The sequence below is a fragment of the Cognaticolwellia aestuarii genome, from assembly GCF_002000025.1.
GTDB classification, from domain to species: Bacteria; Pseudomonadota; Gammaproteobacteria; order Enterobacterales; family Alteromonadaceae; genus Cognaticolwellia; species Cognaticolwellia aestuarii.
In genome coordinates this window covers 150553-175724 of record NZ_MUZV01000008.1, presented here as the reverse complement: position 1 = coordinate 175724, position 25172 = coordinate 150553, and the positions used below count along the sequence as shown (strand labels likewise).

At 37.6% G+C, this 25172-nt stretch carries 19 protein-coding genes and 1 pseudogene; 12 read left to right on the top strand and 8 right to left on the bottom strand.

The features are described from left to right. Positions 1-319 precede the first annotated feature (319 nt). Positions 320-1186 (top strand): LysR substrate-binding domain-containing protein, encoded by an 867-nt coding sequence (locus tag B0169_RS13685; RefSeq protein WP_077286673.1) that lies wholly within the window; start codon positions 320-322, stop codon positions 1184-1186. 63 nt (positions 1187-1249) lie between these two features. Further along, positions 1250-1636 (top strand): annotated as a pseudogene (locus tag B0169_RS13680) (DUF2391 family protein); the annotation flags it as partial. A 152-nt stretch (positions 1637-1788) separates the two neighbouring features. Here B0169_RS13680 and B0169_RS13675 read toward each other — a convergent pair. After that, positions 1789-2754, bottom strand: coding sequence for a GGDEF domain-containing protein (locus tag B0169_RS13675; protein WP_077286669.1), 966 nt, complete (start codon positions 2752-2754; stop codon positions 1789-1791). A 167-nt stretch (positions 2755-2921) separates the two neighbouring features. Further along, positions 2922-3767, bottom strand: coding sequence for a LysR family transcriptional regulator (locus tag B0169_RS13670; protein WP_077286667.1), 846 nt, complete (start codon positions 3765-3767; stop codon positions 2922-2924). 137 nt (positions 3768-3904) lie between these two features. Here B0169_RS13670 and rimK point away from each other — a divergent pair, with 137 nt between their 5' ends. Genes rimK through B0169_RS13650 form a run of 4 tightly spaced genes read left to right on the top strand, consistent with a single transcriptional unit; the run spans position 3905 to position 7186 of the window. Continuing rightward, positions 3905-4810: a 30S ribosomal protein S6--L-glutamate ligase gene (rimK, locus tag B0169_RS13665; protein WP_077286665.1), complete on the top strand. Its 906-nt coding sequence runs from the start codon at positions 3905-3907 to the stop codon at positions 4808-4810. A 14-nt stretch (positions 4811-4824) separates the two neighbouring features. Continuing rightward, the gene (locus B0169_RS13660) at positions 4825-5844 is read left to right on the top strand and encodes a succinylglutamate desuccinylase/aspartoacylase family protein (RefSeq protein WP_077286663.1); all 1020 of its coding nucleotides are present in this window, start codon (positions 4825-4827) and stop codon (positions 5842-5844) included. Between the two features lie 16 nt (positions 5845-5860). After that, positions 5861-6292 carry an ATP-dependent zinc protease family protein gene (locus B0169_RS13655; protein WP_077286661.1) on the top strand — a complete coding sequence of 144 codons (432 nt, stop codon included), beginning with the start codon at positions 5861-5863 and terminating at the stop codon, positions 6290-6292. Between the two features lie 21 nt (positions 6293-6313). After that, positions 6314-7186 (top strand): mechanosensitive ion channel family protein, encoded by an 873-nt coding sequence (locus B0169_RS13650; RefSeq protein WP_143323550.1) that lies wholly within the window; start codon positions 6314-6316, stop codon positions 7184-7186. A gap of 278 nt (positions 7187-7464) precedes the next feature. On the opposite strand, the gene B0169_RS13645 is transcribed toward B0169_RS13650, so the two are convergent. Further along, entirely contained in the window at positions 7465-8277 is an 813-nt protein-coding gene (locus B0169_RS13645; RefSeq protein WP_235838573.1) for a mechanosensitive ion channel family protein, read from the bottom strand. A gap of 88 nt (positions 8278-8365) precedes the next feature. Beyond that, the gene (locus B0169_RS13640) at positions 8366-9001 is read right to left on the bottom strand and encodes an MlaC/ttg2D family ABC transporter substrate-binding protein (RefSeq protein ID WP_077286659.1); all 636 of its coding nucleotides are present in this window, start codon (positions 8999-9001) and stop codon (positions 8366-8368) included. 518 nt (positions 9002-9519) lie between these two features. Between B0169_RS13640 and B0169_RS13635 the strand changes: the two genes are divergently transcribed. From B0169_RS13635 to B0169_RS13620, 4 genes are all read left to right on the top strand, one after another. Beyond that, positions 9520-11283, top strand: a complete 1764-nt coding sequence (locus B0169_RS13635; protein ID WP_077286657.1) for a CHASE domain-containing sensor histidine kinase — start codon at positions 9520-9522, stop codon at positions 11281-11283. A gap of 77 nt (positions 11284-11360) precedes the next feature. Continuing rightward, a complete protein-coding gene (locus B0169_RS13630) occupies positions 11361-11786 on the top strand; it encodes a response regulator (RefSeq protein ID WP_077286655.1) in 426 nt (141 codons plus the stop codon). A 45-nt stretch (positions 11787-11831) separates the two neighbouring features. Continuing rightward, positions 11832-13520 carry a two-component system response regulator gene (locus tag B0169_RS13625; RefSeq protein WP_077286653.1) on the top strand — a complete coding sequence of 563 codons (1689 nt, stop codon included), beginning with the start codon at positions 11832-11834 and terminating at the stop codon, positions 13518-13520. Positions 13521-13840: 320 nt separating this feature from the next. Then, complete coding sequence (locus B0169_RS13620; protein WP_158077094.1) at positions 13841-14680, top strand: universal stress protein; 840 nt, start codon at positions 13841-13843, stop codon at positions 14678-14680. A gap of 230 nt (positions 14681-14910) precedes the next feature. Here the strand turns inward: B0169_RS13620 and B0169_RS19545 are convergent, their stop codons facing one another. The 4 genes from B0169_RS19545 to B0169_RS13600 form a co-directional block, all read right to left on the bottom strand. After that, entirely contained in the window at positions 14911-15375 is a 465-nt protein-coding gene (locus B0169_RS19545; RefSeq protein ID WP_235838572.1) for a hypothetical protein, read from the bottom strand. Positions 15376-15564: 189 nt separating this feature from the next. Next, positions 15565-19317, bottom strand: a complete 3753-nt coding sequence (locus B0169_RS13610; RefSeq protein WP_077286649.1) for a translocation/assembly module TamB domain-containing protein — start codon at positions 19315-19317, stop codon at positions 15565-15567. Next, on the bottom strand, positions 19314-21038 hold the full coding sequence (locus B0169_RS13605) for an autotransporter assembly complex protein TamA (protein WP_158077093.1): 1725 nt from the start codon (positions 21036-21038) through the stop codon (positions 19314-19316). The genes B0169_RS13610 and B0169_RS13605 overlap by 4 nt, the downstream gene beginning before the upstream one ends. Positions 21039-21277: 239 nt before the next feature. Then, positions 21278-22249 carry a magnesium transporter CorA family protein gene (locus B0169_RS13600; protein WP_077286645.1) on the bottom strand — a complete coding sequence of 324 codons (972 nt, stop codon included), beginning with the start codon at positions 22247-22249 and terminating at the stop codon, positions 21278-21280. 418 nt (positions 22250-22667) lie between these two features. On the opposite strand from B0169_RS13600, the gene B0169_RS13595 reads away from it, so the two are divergent. After that, complete coding sequence (locus B0169_RS13595; protein WP_077286643.1) at positions 22668-24020, top strand: magnesium transporter; 1353 nt, start codon at positions 22668-22670, stop codon at positions 24018-24020. A 70-nt stretch (positions 24021-24090) separates the two neighbouring features. After that, positions 24091-25137, top strand: coding sequence for a DUF21 domain-containing protein (locus B0169_RS13590; RefSeq protein WP_077286641.1), 1047 nt, complete (start codon positions 24091-24093; stop codon positions 25135-25137). The last annotated feature ends 35 nt before the right edge of the window (positions 25138-25172 follow it).

The following is a 25172-nucleotide window of genomic DNA, read 5'->3' as shown; positions in this document are numbered from 1 at the left end:
TTGATATTCTATTGTGTAATATTAACTAAGGTCTACTACAGAAACAGCGCTGTAATCATGTCATCTAGTGTAGTCTATTAACTTAAGCATGATAATACCTATTAGTTACAATTCACTTTTACTCACAAGTAATAATAGTGTGTGATAAAGTAAGTGTAATTCGATTAAAAACATCCGTGTGATACTTCAAGATAGCGTTTAAAAACGCTCAAAGGCAGAACATTCAAGGCCCGCTGTTTAGCATCCTTATGGCTTTTATATTCATATTCGCTGTTATGTTGCCTTTGAAGTGTTAACGATGTAAATAAGGGCAACAATCATGCAATGGGAAGGGATCAGCGAGTTTGTCTATGTCGCTGAAAATGAGAGCTTTACATTAGCTTCAAAAAAAATGGCTATTTCCACAGCCCAGGTTAGTCGTCAAATAAGTGCGTTAGAAAAGCGCCTCAATATTAAATTATTTTATCGTACAACCCGTAAAGTGTCGTTAACAGAAGAAGGACGTATTTTTTATCAACATTGTCGTAGCGTACTTGACGGCTTAGAGGCGGCAGAACGAGCAATCACAAATTTACAATCTAAGCCTCAAGGTAAAATCAAGTTAACCGCCCCAGTGACTTACGGTGAACAACAGATACTGCCGCTAGTGAACGATTTTATGCAGCAATATCCAGATGTTGAAGTATCAGCCTATTTAAGTAATAGAAAAATTGATTTAGTCGAAGACGGTTATGATTTAGCAATCCGACTGGGTAAGTTAAACGATTCTTCGATGATGGCGAAAAAACTCGGCAAGCGAACAAATTATGTTTGTGCTGCAAAACAATATTTAGACATACATGGTATTCCCCACTCCATATCAGAGCTTAACCAACACAGGTGTTTATTAGGCACGCTTGACTACTGGCACTTTCAAGAATCTGGTCGTGAAAAAAGTATTAAAGTCACAGGACCTATACGCTTCAACAGTGGTTACAGCCTAACCGATGCCGCACTAAAAGGCTTAGGTATAGTGCAACTGCCCGACTATTATGTTCAACAACATTTAGCCAGTGGCAAGCTGGTGAGTTTACTCGATAATTACCGTGCGCCCGAGGAAGGCATCTGGGCCATGTACCCTCATAATCGTCATTTATCACCTAGAATAAGATTATTAGTAGATTATTTAGCAAGACAATTGCTTTAAAACACTTGCCCTAAAAGCATTGCTTTAAAGCAACAACCAGAAAATCATCGATGAGAAAGGGCCAATTTTAATGGTGAAGACGCAAGTCAAATTGCGATTGGTGCTTTTGCCATGGCCCTTCCGATTAGTTTTTCAGAAGAGGTTTGGCTATTGGCTGAGACTTTGCCTTTAGCCAACTTACTACTCATCAGTGTTTTATCACTATTCTTTTTAGTTTATTTTGCTTACTTTAGTATCTTTCAAGCAGATATCAAACAGCGCATAGCGATGCTTATTTTTCGTATTATCATTGCTTATCTGATCACCCTAATAGTGGTCGCTTTAGTGCTTACCGCTTTAAATCAATTTCCCATCACTACTATGCCTGACATTGCGATAAAACGGGCGATAATCGTAGCTATGCCTGCATCTTTAGGCGCAATTATTGTCGATAGTTTAGACAAAGAATAAGATTTATCACAATGCAGTTAGATCAACCTAAGTATTTGATTTAAAATTAATTGTGGATTACTTCTTCGTCGCTATTTTTCTTGATAGCTTTCCTTGCTCGTCTGTTATTGATTATTTTCTGATTGAGTGTTTTCTAATTGAGTGCTTTCTAATTAAGTGCTTTCTGATTGGTTCTTTTCTTTAAACATCAACGCATCGCCATCTTCAATCAACTGCTCGACCCTAGTATGTTTTTCAGCATCAAATAAAACAATACCATGTGAAAAAGCAAGTGTATAACTTCGTTGTGCCGTACTATTAAGCTGATCTAAAGACGCTTGAAAACGTTTGATAAAATCCTCAGCAAAAAACATTGGGGTATTAGTCAATAACACCACAAACTCATCTCCACCCAAGCGGGCAAAAATATCAGACTCTCTACAGGTCGTCTTCATTATGTTTGCAAAAGCAACCAAAGCAGCGTCGCCTTCAGCATGACCGTAGTTGTCATTAATGGCTTTAAACTTATCTAAGTCGAAAAAAATTAATGACAATGGTATTTTATGGCGAGCGACAAAATGTAAGCTATATCCAGCAAGCATCATAAAGCCACGGCGGTTTGAAATATTAGTCAACTCATCCATTGTTGCCATCTGCAAGGAAGACATTTCTCTTTCAACAGTGGCAGCAAGATCTGATAAAGCACTAACATCATCAATATCGAACTGACGGGGTTTATTATCTATGATGCATAAAGTACCTAATTTACTGCCGTTAGGGGCCCGCAAAGGACAGCCAGCATAAAAACGAATATGGGGCTCATGAAGAACCAATGGATTATCGAAAAAACGCATATCCTCTAAAGTATTTTCAACAACCATGACTTCATTACCTAAAATGGCATGGCCGCAAAATGAAATATCACGATCTGTCTCTGTAACCGATAAACCGACACAAGATTTAAACCATTGACGATGTGCATCAACTAAACTCACTACCGCGATCGGCACGTCGAACATACGTTTAGCCATACGAGTTATACGATCAAACCTTTCTTCTGGCTGTGTATCTAAAATATGAAGCAGTTGTAGCGTTTCAAGTCTTGCTTTTTCATCAGCAGGTAAAGTCGCCTTTATCATTGAATCTCCATTAAATCCTTTAAAAGAAAATAAACCTAACTGCTGTTTTCTTTTTCAATAGCTCCCCTGAAGACTAGCTTATTTAATGCAAACTACAAGAATTTCACCTAACGGTTTTATAGCAATATCGCTGTGTGCAACACCTGTACATCAGCGGCTTTTACGCATTACATAGATAAATATGGAAACAAGTCGATAGCTTGTTTAATTACTTCAGTTTTTTGACTTTTAGCCAAATAAACCGCAAAAATTTCTCGATGATAAATAGGTGAACTTTCGACAACAAATAAATTGTTCGCTTCAACATGTTCAAAGGTCATCTGACGAGGAAGATGAGCACTACCTCCTGCATGCAAAATATAATTTAAAGCAATCCGTGGTTGACTCATAAAATGCTTAGCTGGAGGAGCATCTTGAAATTCTCTCATATGTTTTGAATTAACTGACTCGCCGTAATCCACCATTATATAGTTATCTAAGTCTGTCCCTTCTTGATATTCCGGATCTGTGGTAACTAAATGCAGAGGTACCGTTGCCACTTTCTCAGTAACAAGGTCTTCAACAAAGGGCGGTTCAAATAAAAAGGCAATATCGATCACCCGACTCAAGACATTTTTTCTCAGCTCTACTGGCGAATAAGTATTGGTAAATAAACTAACACCATCTAAATTTCGATGAATTTTTTGTAACCAACCTTGTAACACAATGTCCCAAATTGACATCATTGAACCAATAGCAAGTTGCTGAGTATCATGCTCAGCTATACCTACATCATGTTTAGTTTTTTGCCACATAAAAAGCAACTCATTGGCATGCTTAATTAACCTATGCCCTTCTCGGGTTAACTTTAAATGTTTATGCGTTCGATCAAAAAGTAAAACACCTAGGTCATCTTCTAATAGTTTAATTCGAGCACTGACTGCAGATTGGGTAATAAAAAGATTTTCAGATGCTATCCTAAAGTGCAAGGTTTGACTAACTTCTAAAAACGTTGTTAAAAGTTCAAATTTCATGAAATACCCCTGTAATCAATTTTTTTGATTAAACACAGCAAAATTTAGCGTTTTATAATTCTCTGGCTAGACTATACACTTTAGTCATACATTTACATCACTTTTTTTAGCAAAAGTGAATCAATTAGGTAATTCCTATGAAAGTCGCAATTTTATCAAGAAACAAAAACCTTTATTCAACCAAACGCTTAAAAGAAGCGGGTGAAGCTATGGGCCATGAAGTCGATGTTATCGATACTTTACATTGCTATATGGATATCACCAGTAGCCATTCTACTGTGCGTTATCACGGTAAAGAACTCCCTAGATATGATGCGATTATTCCACGTATTGGTGCTTCAGTAACCTTTTATGGTACGGCGGTAGCTCGACAGTTCGAAATGATGGGCACGTTTAATATCAACGAATCTGTTGCGATTAGTCGTTCGCGCGATAAATTACGTTCATTACAATTACTATCACGTAAAGGCATAGGTTTACCACGTACTGGTTTTGCTAACAAACCTGATAACGCAAAAGATTTAATCAAAAATGTTGGTGGTGCACCTGTAGTTATTAAACTATTAGAAGGTACACAAGGCATCGGTGTAGTGCTAGCTGATACAGCAAAAGCTGCAGAAGCGATTATTGAAGCTTTTATGGGCTTAAAAGCCAACATTTTGGTGCAAGAATTTGTTAAAGAAGCCGGTGGTGCTGATATTCGTTGCTTAGTGATCGGTGGTAAAGTTGTTGCGGCAATGAAACGTCAAGGTGCAGAAGGTGAGTTTCGTTCTAACCTCCACCGTGGTGGCTCTGCTGAAGTAGTGAAACTATCGAAAGAAGAACGTGAAACGGCAGTAAAAGCGGCAAAAGCCATGGGCTTAAATATGTGTGGCGTTGATTTACTGCGCTCACAAAATGGCCCTATGGTGATGGAAGTTAATTCATCTCCAGGGTTAGAAGGTATTGAAAAAGCTACCGGTAAAAATGTTGCGGGTATGATTTTTGAATTTTTAGAAAAAAATGCGAAACCACACAATACTAAAACTCGTGGTCGTGGATAATTAAGGTGAATTCTATGAATGTATTACGTATAGGTGAATTTGATATATTGCCCGGTGAACAGCGCAAAATAGAGTTGCCCGTGGCTAAGCTCTATACCGATGCCGATGTTTCATTGCCTGTGCATATCATTCGCGCTAAAAAACCTGGGCCAACAATTTTCATCAGTGCCGCAGTGCATGGTGATGAGCTTAATGGTATTGAAATTATTCGACGTTTGATCAGCCAAAAAAACTTTAAATTGATCAGAGGAACATTAATCGCTGTGCCTATGGTCAATGTTTACGGTGTCGTAAACCAAAGTCGCTATATGCCTGATCGTCGTGATTTAAATCGTTGTTTTCCGGGCTCATCAAAAGGGTCATTAGCTGGGCGTGTTGCTCATATTTTCCTTAATGAAATCGTTAAGCACTGTAACTATGGTATCGATTTACATACTGGAGCGATACACCGTTCAAACTTCCCACAAATTCGGGCTGATTTATCGGATGAAGAAACAAAAGAACTGGCATTAGTCTTTGGCGTGCCGGTTGTACTTAACTCAAATATTATTGATGGTTCGTTAAGAGAAGCAGCCGTTAAGCATAAAACTAAAGTGCTACTTTATGAGGCCGGTGAAGCACTACGTTTTGATGATTTTTCGATTCTCGCTGGCATGCGAGGCATTACCAATGTGTTAAAACACTTAGGTATGGTGCGTAAGTCTGTAACACGTAAAAGAGTTGTACCGCCTTTTGTTGCCAATAGTAGCCAATGGTTACGTGCTAATGCCAGTGGTATTGTTAATCATCGCGTTAAGCTCGGTGATCAAATTAAAAAAGGTGATATTTTAGCGGATATTGGCAGCCCTTACGGTGATATTATTGATGTTGTCAAAGCAAGTAGAGCGGGCATATTAATAGGCCAACAAAATATTCCTTTAGTACAAGAAGGTGAAGCTATGTTTCATATTGCCTATTTTGAAGAAGATGATGCCGATATTGTTGAGCAAATAGAGAATGCTCAAGATACTTTATTACCAGACAATAACGTTTAACAAAGGCTAACGTAATATGACAACAACACAAAAAGCAATCATTGGTCGATTGGAATCTATTGCGCTACCTGAGTTAGCAATAGCAGATTTACAAGTACGCGTAGATACAGGCGCTAAAACTTCGTCATTACATGTTGATAACATTACGAAATTCACAAAAAACGGAAAATTAATGGTCAAGTTCAACCTGCACCCTGATGTCCATAATGTTGAAAACACCGTATCGTGTGAAGCGCCTATTCATGACATTAGAAGAGTCAAATCTTCAAACGGTAAATCAGAGCAACGTTATGTTATCGCAACACCGGTACAACTGGGTGAGTCGAATTGGACCATTGAAATAACCTTAACGGATCGTTCTGACATGAGCTATTTAATGCTATTTGGCCGTGAGGCCATTGGCGATAAATTTCTTGTTGACCCATCAAAAGTTTTCGCTAGCTCGTAACATTTAAAACAAAGGTTTTTTATGACTTTAGAACAGATAATAGAACAAATAACAGGCACGCTTGCTTACACTGTAGTAACGATATCGGAGCAGCCAATCACACTGGGCGATATACTCTTTATACCATTACTTATTTGCCTTGGTTTACTGTTAACCAAGTGGCTAACAGGGTTTGTTAGTAAGCGTTTAACATCGAAAAAAACCGATCCTAACATTATCCATTTAGTGCAACGGATTTTATATGTTATATCGATCACTGTGCTTATTATCAGCATATTAGACTTTATGAATGTACCGATTGCCGCTTTTGCCTTTTTATCTGGTGCAATTGCAATCGGTTTTGGTTTTGGCGCGCAAAACATCATTAATAACTTTATTAGTGGTTGGATTCTAATGTGGGAGCGCCCTATTCGTATTGGCGACTTTTTAGAAGTTGAAAATACTAAGGGTATAGTAGAAGAAATAAATACTCGCTCAACCCGTATTAAGCGGGTCGATGGTGTGCATTTATTGATACCTAATAGTAAATTGCTCGAGAATACAGTCGTTAATTGGACCTTAGTAGATCAACTGGTCAGATGTTCAGTAAAAGTAGGTGTCGCTTATGGCTCACCGGCAAGAAAAGTAGCAGAGTTAATCATGCAAGCTACCACAGAACAACCGGAAGCCTTAGCAGAGCCTAAACCTTTAGTGACTTTTGATGATTTTGGCGATAACGCTTTAATGTTTGAAGTGACGTTTTGGATAAGTTCACGTGTTGAAGGCGGTTTAAGGTTAGCAAGAAGCAATGTACGATTTCGTTTGGAAGAGCTATTTGAGCAGGAGAATATTGTTGTAGCTTATCCGCAACGCGATATACACCTTGATGGTTCATTAACCTTAATAAAACCATAATATTATTAGCTTATTACCCAAACCACTTGAAACTGCATTTTCAAGTGGTTTGGGTATATTTACACTATTATTTAATTAACGATTAAATGACAAAGCTGTTGACTATTTGTGGCGAAAGTTCGCCATTACAATAGTTATTTTATGCCCTCTTAGCAGGCATATTGAGAATTGCCTGCAAAAAGCAAATACAACCCAAAAAGTAACTAATATGTAGAATTTTCACATGCGAAGATGTTGTCGTTTTATGACCATTAACATAAAACGACAAACAATAATTATTATTTCTTTGCAAACCACAATTGCATGAAATCAGCGGTTAGCTTCTGCTCTATTTCAAGCGCTTTTTCAGTAGGACAAAAAATAGAAAAAATCACTTGTGTATCGCCTAACTCAGAGGTCGCCACTTGAATATGTGGCTCTGGTCCAGAAATACTGATATCTAAGCGATTTTCTATCAAGTGATTATATCGGATAGCGACTTCTTTGAACTCTTCACAATATAAGTTGGCCTTTTCATGTAATGTATCGATAAATGTAAAAGGGTTAACACTATCATCACGTACAATTGTAAAATGATGCATCGCATAGCGTTTTAGAAAGTTGAGGTTTTTTATCACCGAGGTAATCAACTGGCTATTTGGTACGTAGAGCGTTTTACCTGTATATTGATAGTCGAACTTATTGACTTCTAACAGCGTTAACTTTGCCCAATCACTTGAGTGCACTTCCCCATAATACTTACCCACTTGAATCCAGTCACCGATACGAAATGGGCGACTAGATAAGATATAAATGAAACCGATAAAGCATTGAATAAACTCTCTTGTTGCTAACACAATAGCGACGATAAAAGCAGCGATTGAAAACGCAAACTGCTGAATTTCATTCGACCAAATATTTATAATCAAAACAATAACAAGTAAGGTAAATACATTATTGACTAAATTTATTTTTAATCTTCTACTTTGCTTTGATTTTCGTTTTATCACGTTAATAATTAATGCTTTAACGCAAAAAAAACTAATGATAAATACTGAGGTCAATAAAAATTTATGCTGAAGAAAAAATTCAACCATGGTTTCAATTTTCAAGTTAATGCTGTTCCTATAATACTTGTGGTAGCCTAAAGGTATTTAAATATGTGCTCTAAAGCGCTGTTATACGGCTATTGTTACTTAATTACTCTTCAACAACTCTTTGATTAATATTTTTTAAATGTAATAGCGTACCATCAACGCCTAAACGGTTAAAGCTGGCATTGATTTCACCTTGCTTAGTCTGTAATAAACTTATCCCTTCAACTTCAATATCAAAAAAACGCCAAGCTTGATCGTTACTTTGAACTAGCTTTACTACGGCTTTATTGGTTTTAGTTTTACCAATAACGGTAATATCAACCATGGCAATTTTACCACTGGGTGATAACGAACTTTGGCCAATATGAAGCTCTTCATTATTATATTTATTTAACAAGCTGCTATAAGTATTAATAAGCTGTAAAGACAACTCAGTAACAAACGCATCTCTGAGTACTTCTGGTACTTTAGTTAAATTTTTATTAAGTACTTTATAAGTAAAATAGCGAGTTTCAACTTCAGGCAATAAAAACTCAGTTAATACCTCTCTTATACTCGCTTTTGTTAAGCCTTGTGTTTGTTTTAACATAACCAAGGATTTTTCAACCTGACCAAATACCGTTTTTACTTTCTCTTTAGCGGTATCAGCTGAAGCAAACACACGGGTAGAAATTAATAACGCCATGGTGATAACCAACACAAAAGTTAAATTGGTATAGCTAAACTGTTTGATTGTCATTTTATTACTCAGTCGATAGTCAATTACCGCGATTATAGTGATTAATTTAATGTCAGCAAACGCAAAAATTGACTCGGTGTAATCAAATAAAATGTTTAAACATAGGTAACTAATAAATTATTATCATTTTGATGTTAACACCCATTAATGTCTGGCAATTGGATATGTACATAGCAAAGCTAGACTAGCTTGACAATGCAAACGTTCAAAGCTCACACAAAAGCCAAATAAACTAACAAAAGGATCATTTTTTATAGAGTCAGCTGACAATATATCTTTAAAAAAGAATCTGTTAGTTCATAAAAACAATCAGCTAGTATTAATTGGAGTTTTATATTATCTTAACGGTATAATTAACTTTATTAATGTTTTATTCGCCATTTGATTCATTAAGCTAAACTGATAAAGTTCAATATCTATTTGCCCGTAAGTTTTACTTTTTATGCAAAATTAAACCTTATATTGCTGCTTAGATAATAAGTTATAAATAAAGATAAGGCATAAGGATATATAACGCCATGGAAATAAATGACGCCCAAGATGCACGGCAGAAAATGCTCTACTCTAGCCATTTACGTGGCTTTCATTGGTTAATATTAAGCCTTTCAGTAATATTAACCACTGCTGCATGGTTTGTTACCACCGAACAAGTTCACGAGCGAGCTGCTGAGCGTTTTGAACGCGAATCATTACAGGTTATTGAGCTCGTCAAAGAGCGCATGAAACTCTATGAGCATGCTTTATGGGGGGCTGTTGCATTTCTTGACGCTAATAAAAGTGAACTCACTGATCAACAATGGAAAGACTACAGTAATAGCCTGCAAATCGACCGAACTTACCCGGGTATTAATGGCCTAGGGGTAATTTTAAATATCACACCTGAGCAGCGCAATAGCTTTATTGAAACACAACAGGCAACTCGACCTGATTTCAGCATACATCCGACTCACGAGGAGTCTGAATTATGGCCTATTACCTATATTGAGCCGGCCTTATCAAACGAACAAGCGATAGGGTTAGATGTTGCTTTTGAGCATAACCGTTATACCGGCATCAAAAAGGCAAGGGACAGTGGATTAGCACAATTAACCGGCCCGATTACCTTAGTACAAGATGCAAAACAAACACCTGGTTTTCTTTTTTATGCACCATTCTATAAAAAAGGTATGGCGCATGATTCAGTGAATGCTCGTCAAAGTTCAATTGAAGGTGTGGCATACGCGCCATTTATTATGTATAAACTTATTTCTGGCACATTAGCGATAGATAAACGCTTAGTGACTCTAGAAATCAATGACAATGGCCAGGGGCTTTACAATGATTTAGATAGTAATGAAACGGCAGAGATAGATGCAAAGCCTTTGTTTACTGATAAAATAACCGTGGATTTCTATGGCCGTAAATGGCAGTTTGTCATCAGCTCTAACTTGTCTTTTCGTAAAGACTCTCATTCAAATCAGCCATACTTCATATTAGCCAGCGGCACTACACTCACATTATTACTATTAGCCTTATTCATTGTACTCTCTCGAGCCAGTAAACAAGCATTGACATATGCTGATGATATTACCCGAGAATTACAGATTAATGCCCAGCATTTAACAAAGTCAAACCAAGACCTAGAACAATTTGCTTATGTTGCCTCACACGATCTAAAGTCCCCCCTTAATGCGATACAAAAACTGGTGAATTGGATCTCAGAAGATTGTGAAAACATATTACCCGATAGCTCTAAAGAACATTTAGCTTTACTAAAAAACCGCACTATTCGCATGAACAAGTTACTCGATGACTTGCTTGATTATGCACGTATTGGCCGCCATGATTTTGCACCGCAAGAGCTCGATTTAAAAGCAACTGCGCACGAGGTATTTAGCTTATTAGACCACCCGAAAACCTTTTCATTATCAGTAACTGAGCAGCTTTTATTAATCCCTAAAACGCCACTGGAAATCGTGCTACGCAACCTGATATCGAACGCGATAAAGCATCATGATAAAACAAGCGGCCATATCGAGGTACTGTATAAAGAAGAACACGGTATGCATCATATTTGCGTAAAAGACGATGGTCCGGGTATTCCACAAGCGCTATTTGATAAAGCACTTGAGATGTTCCAAACATTAAAACCTAGAGATAAAGTTGAAGGCAGTGGTATGGGGCTTTCTTTATCTAAGAAAACCATTGAGCATTACGGTGGTACCTTAACCATTGAATCTGATGGGGTAAATGGCACTTCGGTCATTATTACTTGGCCAATGGCAAGTAAAACGACCAAATGATAATTTGACTACTACGATAATTAAACTATAAAACTTAATTATCGTTTTTTAAACGATAAACGTTCAACGGATACTAAATGAGCATAAACACTAATGAAATAACACTTTTATTACTAGAAGATGATGATATTGATGCGATGGCCATCACCCGCGCATTAGATAAAATGAATATTGGCAATAATATCATCAGGGCTTGCGATGGTTTAGAAGGCTTAGAATTATTGCGCAGCGGTGCTGTGCCCTCACCTTATATTATTTTGCTAGATTTACAAATGCCGCGCTTGAGCGGTTTAGAGTTTTTAGAAGAAATTCGTCAAGACCCTGTATTAGATAAGAGTATTATCTTTGTTTTAACTACATCAAAATCTGATGAAGATATCACCGCCAGTTATAAGAAAAATATTGCTGGCTATTTTCTTAAAGAAAACGTAGGTGAAGAGTTTTTAGATATCGTAAAAATGCTAAAAGGTTATTGGAAAATAGTGCTTTTCCCAGAAATATAAACAATAACTAAGCTGTATCCGAATGAAAACACAAGGAATTTATAGTTGAACATTTTGATTGTGGATGACGACATTGTCGATCGAGAGCACATTAAACGCACCTTACACAAAACCAGTACAAATTGGCTTTTTACTGAAACTGAATCTGTGGATGAGGGGTTAATAGCCTTTGCAAAAAATGACTTTGATGTAATTTTGTTAGATTATCGCATGCCAAAACGTGACGGTATCGAATTATTACTTGAATTACGCAATTCGTCTTTAGAGAAAAGTGTCGCTATTGTTATGCTCAGTAACTCTGAACAGCCTGAACTTGCTTTAGAGTGTATTAAAGCTGGCGCGCAAGATTTTTTACTAAAATCAGAAGTTAATTCTTCGAGACTGGAGCGGGCCATACTGCAATCTCAAGCGCGCTTTGACCTAGAGCAAAAACTATATATAAGTTATCAAAAGGCAAAAACACTCGCCGAGCATGATTCATTAACCGGTTTGGCTAACCGTTACTCATTTGAAGAAGCACTACGTCTAAGTGTTAGTCAAAAACCTCGTGACAAATCTATTTTAGCGCTCGCGGTCTTTGATCTTGATAACTTTAAATTTATCAATGACAGCCATGGTCATGATGTTGGTGATGAGCTTTTAAAACAAGTTTCAAATAGAATATACCATTGCTTACGTGAAAATGAATTATTTGCCCGTTTAGGCGGTGATGAGTTCGCCATTATATTGAATAATTTACACAGCATAGATAATGCAACAAGAATTACAAAACGTATTTTAAACTGTTTAGAAGACGTTTTTATTATTGCAGAAATCGAAATAAAAATGTCAGCCAGCATTGGCATAGCGGTTTATCCTGATAATAGTATTATTGCCAATGAATTATTAAAATATGCCGATATAGCGATGTACCGGGCTAAAAAGCTTGGTAGAAATCAAATTTGTTTTTTTGAAGAGCAAATGCAAGCACAGTTTTTAAAACGCTATCAAATAGAAGCAAACTTAGTCGGTGCAGCAGAGCGAAATGAATTTGTATTACATTACCAACCTATTTTTGAAACAGCTACTACTGAAGTCATTGGTTTTGAAGCGCTAATACGGTGGAATTTTCAAGGAGAATTGCATTTTCCTGATAATTTTATTGGTATCGCAGAAAGCTCTCATATTATTATTGACATTGGGCGATGGGTGATAGAAGAAGCCATAAGTAAGATAGCACACTGGAATATTAATCATGGTAAAACATTATCTGTTTCAATTAATTTATCAGTTACACAGTTATCTGATAAGTCTTTAGTGAGTTTTATCGAAAGTACCATAGAAAAATATCAATTAGAGCCTAAACTTGTTGAGCTTGAATTAACCGAAACTGCGTTATTAGAAAATAGTGAACATGCCATTGGTGTTATAGAATCGCTAAGTAATTTAGGATGCCATATCGCATTAGATGATTTTGGCACCGGTTTTTCATCTGTCTCACATTTACAAAACTTTCCTATCAATACAGTAAAGATAGACAAATCATTGATGCTTGCATCTAATGAAGCAAAAACGCTTGCCTTAATCGAAGGGCTTTCAGCGATGTTACACTCGCTAGGCTTGAATATTGTGGCAGAAGGTATTGAAGATAAAGATAGTTTTGCTTTGTGTCAGCAACTGAATATTCAGCGTATGCAAGGTTACTTTTTCTCTAAACCTGTCGATGTTAACACGGTAGAAAAAACGTTTTTGTAGGCTAAATGTTCTAGCTGTTATTTATTGTCACGAGTGCAGTGTTTATGTGACTCAGGTCAGTTCATTATGTTGCCGGTGACTAAGCTTCTGGTGACAAGTCTCTGGCGGCAATGATTCAGCTGACAAAATCATTGCTTAGCTAAAAGTACCTGAAAGAAATTCGGCTTACTTTTCAACTAACAATAGCTTATTATATGGCTAGATTATGCTTTAAAAGCCTTATGTATACAGCCAAATACCGCAAGTTACCGTGCTTTACACCGTGGCTTGTCGCTTAGGCTTTACCCTGCTTAATGATTAATCACCCAAGGGGATGTTTCATGACAACCTTACACATTGTTCTGTCAGATTTAGAAGTCACTCACGCAATTTTTACCAAAGTCAGTTTATTACAAAAACGCCTATCAGCAGATATTGTGTGGTACTTACATCACCATCAACGCTTTTTTGACCGTCACTATTTTTCTAATGAACTTGCTGCTATCTCAAGTAACTTACAAGCAAACCACAGCGATAAAATTTCGCCAGTAAAAACTAAAATAAACAAGCACTTTCCTGAAAGTAAAATAACCATCTGTCAAGACAAATACTGGGCAAACAATGTTAATGACAATGCTGCAACGAAAGATCCTAGAGTCATCATCCGTTCGGCATCTGGCTTAACCTCAGCAGATCATCAGTACATTAGTCGCAACAAACACACGGTGTTTATCTTAAGTCAACAGAAGTGGTTAGCTGAGGGTAAAGCTATCGGGGCAATTGACCCGTTTCACGCAGATGACAGTGATAATAAATCAGATGTTAAGGTGTTTAATTTTATCCGTCAGTGGACTTCGGTTACTGAGAAGAAAGAGCCTTGTTTATTGCATGTCATCCATATTCCACCATTAGCTATTGAATATGAAAAACAAATCGAAACATTACATAAAGAACAAGTATATCGTTTTGCTAAAAAAGTAAAATGCCCAATTGACCTAGTTAGTTTTATTCGCGGTACGCCTGAACAGGCTTTATTGACTTACATTAACGATAATAACATTGATGTCATCGCGCTTGGTTGCAGAGAGCATAGCTTGTTTGACAAATGGCTAAACGGTTCAACAATATCAGCACTGATAACACATCAAAATATTGATCTAGTTTTACTTAATACCCCTTAACATTACTGCCACTTAATTCATCGTAAATCTTAAGCGCTATGCTCACAATCCGGTATTAGTGCTGTTCGGTTAACTAAGTCAATAATTCTCTTAATATTTTTCGTCTTGTTATCTTCCGTCTTGTTATCTTCCGTCTTGTTATCTAATACTTAGAGAGTAGCAAAGACGAAAATGAAAGTGTCATGACGGGTAATAATGCCGCTGCGCGATAAAAATATAGTACAACACCTCTAGATTAGTTTAAAAAATAAATCGCCAAACCCCCATAATAATGTGCCGGTAATAAGTAACGAAACTTCAAGTATACCAAGCTGTAATCGAACCGCTTGTAAAATACGTTGCGTTTTATCGTCAAACTCATCTTCTATTAATTGCAGCTCACTGTCTTTATTTGCTTCGGTTACCTTTAAAAGCCGTAGCTTTCTTTTCGTGCGAGCCACATTAATACGGTGTTGAAAATTAAGCCGACTAATTAACAGTCTTTCTTGTATTATGCCGCCCAAACTTGACCACACACCCAAGACCACAATTAAACAGCCACTGCGAGAAAGCCATTCTATGCCAGCAAACTCTATGATTGATAAATAAATACCTGAGACCATGAGCAATATTGCCAATAACCAATTAAGTAACGGATGACGTTTAGATATTGTTGGTGGCTTTATCAATGTTGGTTTGTTTGACTCATCGGTCATCACTATCCTCTTCTTTAATTTACAATTAGCGAACATCAGGATTTAACTGTTATTTGCTGTGTTGACAAATACCCTAAACAATAGCTAACTAAGTAAGTTTTAATAATTAATGAAAAAATGACAAAAAATAAAAATCACACTGACCTTCAATCATAGCGCGCAATTGTTTATTCGCAGCGAAATGAGACACTAAGGTTGTTGTTTATCTTCAAGTTTATCACTTTGATCATCAGTCGTTTTGTCGCTGTTATCATCACTGTCTTTATTTTTGCTTTTGCTTTTGCTCGGCGAATACTGCTTTTTATAATTAATGTTGGCACTTATCTCTTCACCGCTGGTGGCTTCAAACGAAATATTGGGCGAAAGTTTATATTCGATAACCCAACCAGCTTGTATGCTATTGTCAGAGTCAATACTCGTCCCGTAACCAACGTTTAAACGTTCATTTATTTTTGCTGCTATATCCACTCGCGTGCTATTACCATTAGTGCCATTTTTACTGGTAAATGCCACATCTTTCAAACCTAATTGTTCTCCTATTTTTTGTACTAACTTATTTGCACTATCAACACCTAAACTAATTGCCGCACTGGTTAATGCATTGCCCTCTTGTTTAGTCAAAGAATCTAAATTACGGCCGGTGATCAACAAAGATAGTACATTTTCATCAGCCATCGCTGGCTCAGAAAATAAAGTAAGACGGGGATATTGTATGGTGCCATCAGCAATAATACCGACCTTAATATCATCAACTACACGAACAGCTCGAAACTGTATGCTAGGATTTTCTGGGGCGCCAAGAAACAATAACTGCCCTTGTTCAATAGTAAGAATTTGCTTATATGCCTGAAACTCACCATTTTTTAATTCTAATCGACCATTAAGGCTTAATGGCTGGCCAGAAATAACACTGGAAGTAATATTGCCTTGTATCTCACTTGATAAACCAAAGCCACTAATTTTAACGTTATCTCCTGCGGTGATTGTTAGTGCAACATTATAATCAAGCCCACTGTCTCTTGATTGCACCTGTTTTTCACCGACAATAACTTGGTCCTGAGAAACACTGACTGCTGACTTAGGTAAAGAGGCTATTTTTATATCTGCTTGATCGACCAACACATGTCCATCAATCTTGAGTTGCTGCTGTTGATAATTAGCTTGTAAGGTAGGCGAAACAATCAGTTTATTGTCATTGCTATTAACTAAAGTAACTTGCTGTCCTTCAATCGTTAAATCAGCTTTAATCGGCGCAGACAACTTAGCTTGTCCAGTAATGCTAAGTTCTCCCTGTGGGTTTTGCAATTTACCTAACAGTTCAATGCGATCTTGAGCACTGGTGAGCTTAATTTTGCTGTTACGAATATCTAAGCCGTATTCATCAATGGCTAAATGTTCAATGTCTAACGCCCCTTTACCTTCAAATAATGGCTGTTGCCATGTCCCTGCTAAGCTAAAGTCTTGAACTAAACTCATATCAATTTTATCAATACGTTTTTGCCAGTTTTTAAGCCAGTCAAATTGCTGCAAATTCAGCCATAAATCCCCTGAAATATTAGCGTTATCAGCCAATGGCCAAGCACTGGTTAACTTTGCGGTTATTTTATCTTCTACCGGTAAAAGTATGCTTAAGTCAGTGCTTATTTTATCCTGTTGCCATTGACCTGTCAGTGCGACTAATGGAATGGTCAATAAACGTTGGGAATTTTTCGCTACACCTGCACTTTCTTCAGTGGCAATATCAATAACCGTATCGGGTTGCTGTAGCTTAAAGCCGAGTTTTCCATCTGCATGATATGAAAATGTAACGTCTCCCGAAGGCATGACTATTTCTGATGTAAACTCAGGTAGCTGTAAACTTGTATGAATACTTTGCCATTGCGTTTTTAAAGCAAAGTTTTGCTCATGTTGTTCACTATTTAGGGTAATGTTTGCACCTTGCAATTGAATATCGGATGTTTGCCATTTTAAGCGAGGTATCGATAAATTTGCGCTAACATTTTGCAGTTTTTCAGCCTGACCCAAGGCACTGAGCTTGCCGGTTATTGTCCCCGAGACTTGTTGTGGGAACTGTGCAGAATACCTTGGCAACCAAGCGTTAATGTTGTTTAAGGCGGGTAATATTGACCATTGGTCAAACACTAAGTTTGCTTGCCATTGATCATGCTTATTTTCGCCATTAACACATAAACTGCCATGACCCGTTAAACATAGATTTTTGATCGTTTGTTGCGCTTGACTAAGTGTTAATTGCTCTGCCAGTAAAGATAAGTTTTGTTGTTGTGTTTTCGCACTAAGCGCTAATTGATCGATCTGCCAAATAGCCGACATAAAATCACGACTAACGGTGAAGGCTTCCTTGTTTGGAGAGCGTAATTGGCCATCAAAGGTTAAATTAATCGCAGTATTATCAGCAATATTTGCCTTAACGACTGCTTGATGTTGCGAAGGTAAACCGGTTAGTGTTACTGCTGCTGAGGCCACATCAATATCATGAATATTAAGCGAGTCAGCTTTAAATTCAGCCTGCCATTGATCACTAAAATCGAGTGCCCAATGTAATTTTTTACCACTAACATCTGATAATGCTAATTCAGCTATATTGCCATTACTGGTGATTTGCCATTGTGCTTGTTGTTTTTTTATCAGCCAATTAACATCTACACCTAAAAACTTAACACTGTCACTGAGTGTTAAGTTATCACCATTGATTTGCCCTTTTACTAAAAAACTTTCTGCTGTTGGCTGATTAACATCAAATTCAGCTTGCACTGCTGCGGTTAGCTCTCCTATTTTCAACTCACGACTGTTGAAAGTAAAAGCGCCTTGATTAATAGCCATGTCTAGGTTTGCTTTTACTGGCCATACTGGCGCATTATCAGGTGCGCTATGAGCAATAACTGGCGGCAATGTAGCCGAAAGTGCTTGTTCATTTAACTCGCTTTTCAACTGCATAGTACTTTGAGTATTCATTTGCCAATCAAGAATATTCGCCAGTTCAGTATCTATATCTAGTTGAATATTTTCAAATGCTTGCCATTTTGCCTGTGCTTGAATCGTTGAAGTTAACGTCGGCCAAGCAAGTGCAAATGTTGCTTTTGCTTGTTGCAAAAATGCCGACGTTTTACCTAAATTCACTGCTTGTTCGGGCGCAATGAGTAAACCATGCTCTAAAAAAAGCCCTTGTTGTAAAAACCAATCCGTAGTTAATGTCGCTTGGTTTGGCGACGCTAGCTGTAACGTTAGTTGCGCGCCTTTATTAATACTACCTTTGGACGTGGCCTGAAGAGAAAGTTGAGGACCTAATACGCTAAAATCCAGTACATGTTGCCAGCGCTTTCGCATATCTACAGAGCCAGATGCTTTAAGTTCATGTCCTTCATAGGTCAATGCTAAGCTTGCAACACTGACTTTACTGCGCAGTAAAGTAAATTTTTTCGCGCTTAGCTTACGAACATGATAATTAATGGCTGCCTCAGGTGAGCGTTTATTGTATCGGACATCATTAATAGTGACTTTTTTAACCTTTGCGGCAATAGGTAAGACTATTGTATTTAGTTCAGGCCAAGGAATGTCTTGCGATTGATTGCTGGTATCTTCGCTGCTCGATACTATTAAAGAGCTCAGGGCTAAGCTTTCACAAGAGATTAACCCATCAATTAAATGCCACCATTGGCAGTTAACCTCTAGACCCGTTGCCTGTATTTCTTGCTGATCTTGCTGCCAAGTTAAATCAGTTAAATAAATACCTGACTCAAGCGTACCAGTGACTTTACCGATAGTTAACCCCGCAGGCTGATAGGGTAACAGACGTGCCGTTAACCATTGCAAGCCAGATTCAGAGCTATAAAGCCAAGACAACATTAGCAATATCAGCGCTAGCAACACCGTAATAGTTAAACTTGTGCTTTTAAGTAACCGACTTTTTTTCATTTCTGTCATAAATCCGGCCCTATCGTGACATGAACACGCCAATCTTTATTACCATCAAGTGCTTTAGCAACATCAAAGCGAATAGCGCCAACGGGCGTGACCCAGCGTAAACCTGTGCCAACAGATTTATGTAGTTTCCAGTCCTGCCAATCATTAAAAGCATTACCTTGGTCAGTAAATACGGCCCAACGAAAGTCCTCTTTAAATAAGTAATCAAGTTCGATACTCGAAGCGATCAAATGTTTACCACCAAGCAAAACACTGTCAGCAACGGGTGACAAGCTTTGATGTTTATAGCCTCTAACAGAAACATCTCCGCCAGCAAAAAAACGATAGTTAGATGGCATAGAGCGATTAAAGTCTTCAGTATCCATCAAGGTAGTGCCAATACGTGCTCGTAATAATACCCGCCAATCCTCATTGATTGACCAAATGCGCTTGATGCGTTGATCCGTTTGTAAGAAAGTAATATTGGGATCACTGATCTGCTCACCACTAAAACGAAATATGCTTTGCCAGCGCCAACCTTGAGTAGCAGAAAAGGGATCGGTAACACTGTAATAATTCAGCTGCCATGACGGCACTATATACTCCAAACTGCTACTAACATCAGCATCAGATTGTAACTGCTCTTGGGCCATCACAATGGACCATTGGCTAGTCCAATGATCATTAATTTTATTGGCAAGCATCGACTCTAAGGTGAAAATTTCACTGCGACCTATTTCTTCATTCTTTATCTGATAACTCAGTAAGTTAATCCACTGGCTGGAGGCTTTTTCTAACGGTATTTGGTATTGGAATGTGGCATGAATATCTGCTTTATCTAATTTTACTTTGTTTAAATCTAAGGCGGCAATATATTGATGTGCTTGGTTATTTACTCGCCTGTTTTTCCAGCTTACGCCTAACTTTCCTCCGCTGTCGGTACCATAGCCTAACAAGGTTTTTAACTCATACTTTTCTGTGTCAGCAATAGAAAGGCTGATATCAACAGTTTCAGTCGCGTGATCTATGGTCTGTTCAACGACTACAGATTTAAAAAATCCAGAACGATTAAGGGCTTGCTGGCTTGAAATAATATCAGGTTGATTATAATTTTGCCCTGGACGGATTTTCGAATAACGATTAACTAGATCATGTGATAGTACAGTACCATCAATATTTACTTTATTGATAATGTAGCGAGCACCACAGTCAAACGTCCACGCAACATTAGCAATATGCTGTGTAACATCAACGTTTAGGACACTTCGACTAAAGCTGGCATTAAGTAAACCCAATTCTTGTGCTTGGCGCTGTAGTGTAGCCTTAAACTGGCTATAGTCTCCATGGTTAACCACCTTGCCTTGGCTAAAAGGATGTTTACTAACAAGTTGTGATAATTCTGGCAGCTCATTCTGACAATTTAGCTTGATATCAACCTGATGCCAACGCACCGGTGACTTTAGATCAATGGTGAGTATTTTAATGATTTTATCACTTTGGGGCTCATCAGCTAATGCTAATATCGGCTGATAATAGCCTAATGCTTGTAGCGCACTACGAGCTTTATTCAAAATATAATCATCTGATTGGGGAAAGCCTAAAACAGATAACGGAATCACGTTATCTGTACTATTTAGGTTTCTCAAAATATTGGTTTTTAAGGATGCATCAACACCATTTATCGTAATAGATGTGCCCGAAAGTTCATGCTCTTGGGCTGACTGCACTTTAAAAGCGCTCAAAAGCATTAAGCATATAATGAATGGGTAAATCGGGTATCGGTAATTCAGTTGTTTCAATAGTTATCCATGGCTGCTTGGCCGTTTAAATTTCACGGTCTAGGGCAATTATGACGATTTTATTGGCAAAAATCATTAAATAAGCAAAACCTGGTATTTTATTGAGCGCAACACTTAAAAGTGTGTCAGGTCATCAGCAGCTGACTACATCATCTTTGTCTTGGGCTGCTGGTAAAGCTCATTTATAACCAGCGTTTCTTCTTAAATACTATCAATAATACAACTGAGATCACCGCCATAACGAACAATAATATAAAATAACCATTTTCAGCTTTCAATTCCGGAATATGTTCAAAGTTCATTCCATAGATACCGGCCAGGAAAGTTAAAGGTACAAACAAGGCAGTGATCACTGTTAATACCCGCATGGTGGCATTAAGTTGATGTGAAGTTACTGACATATAACCGTTAATTAAATCACCACAAATATCATAATACATTTGTGAAAGACTCAAAAGACGGTCTAAACGCTCACGTAAATCATTAACCGTATGGATTTCTTTATCTGTGATCAAATCGGTATCATCATCATCGACAAAGGCTTTTAATGTATCGCCCATACTGACATGATAATTGAAAGTACGCCTTATTTTCACCAACTGTGAGCGATGTGAGGTGATTTGCTTCATCATGCGATCATTACCACTTAACTGAAATTTATCTTCTATTTTTTCCAGTTCAGCTTCAAAGGTAAAAAGCTCTTTAAGGTAATAACCACAACTGCAATGAAAAAGCCTTAACGCCATATGAATTGGACTACGTTTAAGATATTTTTCACTACTTTGATTAAAAAGTTCATTTATCGCCAGTGAGCTTTGTGGATGACGAGTAATTAACAAACGTTTTCCGATAAACATACTGATTTGTAAATGACCAAAGCGTAAGCCGTCGTCATTCGCCACTATGCCGCGATACAACATAAAAATATAATCTTTAAACAACTCTATTTTCGGCGGATGGCGCTCTCGTTGAGCATCGCTGATAGCCAATGGATGACAGTTAAAGTTGGTTAATAACTGCTTTTCTTCCTCCAATTCAACATTATCTAAATCTATCCAAAGCGTTGATTGCTCATCTTTTTGCCATTGTTCTATTAATTCACGGCCACCAAACAGTGTTTTGTCAGTGGGTGAAATCAACATACATTTAATCATTTTACACTCTCAATATCCCCAACATATGAAGGGATGTTTTGTGAACTCTGTTTTGACGACTACGTAAAATTCAGTAATGACTCGTTAAATATTAAGACTGTACATTACTTAATATTTTCAATTACTGACATTATGTCAATTATTTAATAAACAACAACGGAATTTAATTACTCACGTTATTGTTGCTTTATCGGCTTAATTTTCGCTGAGTGTGAAATAACTTAATCAACTTGTTATTAAAGTTAACTTAATTTCTCTTGATTGTAATACACTTAATGCTAAATACGCATAAAACCGATTAATACCTAACGTTAAACAAAAAAAAACGATACCCGCTAAATATAAGACAAATGACCATTAAACAATTACTTAAAATAACAAACCAAAGTGTTTTGACGACACTTTTAAGGATAATTCAATGTTAGAAAACACTATAGACAAATTATCCTTAGTTATCGACGACATATTAATTTCCGAGCACACTGCACAAATCGCTGAAATTATGTCTAACGCCATTGATACTCTGGCGCCAGAACAGTTTTCTTTACTCATTGAGGCATTGCCACAAGATAAGCGCTTAAGTGTTTGGGCAACTTACCCTGAAGAAATCCAAAGATCTGCCTTTGTAGATATGGGGCAAGCAACTAGAACAAGTCTGATCGAGTCATTAACTGACGACGAATGTTTCGAGTTATTAGCACAGCTAGATGTTGACGATGTCATCGAAATTGCCGAAGAAATCCCTAGTCGGCTATTAAAATATGCCATAAAGCACTTAGATGATTCACAACGTAAGCTGTATCAACAAGCACAACAATTTAGTGTCGACAGCGTCGGTCATTGGCTAGATTATAACTATGTTCGTATTTCAGAAAAACTTAAAATCACTAGTGCTCAATTACTTTTACACAAAGGACTTGCGCCCTATACCGAAGACTTTTACGCGGTAAATAAGGAAGGGATTTTAACCGGTACTATTGCTATTAATACCCTATTACCAAATAACGCTGAAGGAACTTTGAAGGAGCTTTTTTGCCCAGAAATAGTCAGACTAAATGCCAACGAAGAGCTCACTCTCGCAGCTGAAGCCGTTATATTATCAGGCAAAATGTCGCTTCCTGTTGTTGATGACGATGAACGTTTTCTTGGCCGCTTTACAATAGAAACGGCTTATCAAGTTAAGCAAGAGTCACAAAGTGAGCAAATTACTACCGCTGCTGGTTTAAGCAGTGACGAGGATTTGTTTTCTAGCGTACGAACCAGTGCGAAAAACCGTGGTATTTGGTTGGGTATTAACTTATTAACCGCCTTTTTAGCCTCCTGGTTCATTGGTTTTTTCGAAGCAACATTACAACAAGTCGTGGCATTAGCAGTATTAATGCCGGTAGTTGCCTCAATGGGTGGTGTTTCTGGTAGCCAAACCTTAACGGTGATTGTCCGCGGTCTTGCTTTAGGTCAAATAACCGATTTAAACCGAAAAGTATTACTACGTAAAGAACTCAAAGTTGGCGCACTCAATGGCTTAATTTGGTCGCTGGTGATCGGGTTAATCACTTTTGTTTGGTTTGATAGTTTGGTACTAAGTTTAGTGATAGCTTTGGCAATATTATTAAATTTATTGACCGCCGCCGCATCTGGCGTCATGATTCCGGCATTATTAAACCGATTGAACATTGACCCTGCTTTATCAGGTGCGGTTATTTTAACGACGGTAACCGATATTGTCGGCTTCGTTGTATTTTTAGGATTAGGCAGCTTATTGCTGCTTTAAACAAGTCAGAGCAATCCGCTAAAATATTCACGGTTTTAGCCGGTTTGATATTTATAACAGGAATTAAGTAATGCCCGTAGAAACAATCACTTGGATTGCAATTGCATTTTGTATATCGCAGTCAGCCATTTTTTCTGGTTTGAATTTAGCCTTTTTCTCGCTGAGTCGCTTACAGCTAGAAGTAGAAGCCAATAAAGGCAATAAAGCCGCTAAAAAAGTCCTGGCACTAAGAAACGACTCTAACTTTTTATTAGCCACCATTTTGTGGGGGAATGTCGGCATAAATGTATTATTGACCATGCTATCAGACTCAGTGCTTGCTGGTGTTGGCGCGTTTTTATTCTCGACAATCGTAATTACTGTGGTGGGTGAAATAACCCCACAAGCTTATTTTTCACGTAATGCATTAAAAATGGGCAGTATGCTTTCACCCATTATACGTTTTTATCAATTTTTGTTATATCCCGTTACTAAGCCAAGCGCATTAATACTGGACGCCTGGTTAGGAAAAGAAGGTATTACCTATTTAGGCGAGAGTGAACTAGGCAATATTATTAAAGAGCATATTCGCGCCGAAGAAGCAGATTTAAACCATGTTGAGGGTATTGGCGCCCTTAACTTTTTTGCTTTAGATGAAATTAAAGTGACAGAAGAAGGTGAGATTATTGATCCTAATTCCATTATTGCCTTACCAACAAAACTTGATTTACCTATTTTACCGGATAGTTATTCCGGTGCTGATGATCCCTTTCTCACTATGCTCAATCAATCAGGTTATAGTTGGGTGGTATTAACCAACCTTGAAGGAGACCCCTTATTAGTGATTGATGCGGATGGTTTTTTACGTAGTGCTTTATTCCAATCAGAAAACTTCGACCCGTACAATTATTGCCATCGACCTGTGGTGATCACTGATGAAAGCACATCTTTAAATGAAGCCATTTTAAAAATGAAAGTCAATACCTCTGTTGATCAAAACTTTGATGGCGTAATAGAACACGATGTCTTACTGATATGGGGTGAAAGTAAACGTATTATCACCGGAGCCGATATTTTTGGTCGCTTGCTAAAAGGTATGCTACCACCAATGGAAAGTAGCGCTAAGACTAACATTTAAAGCCATGATATCTTAAAATATCGTTAACGTATTCA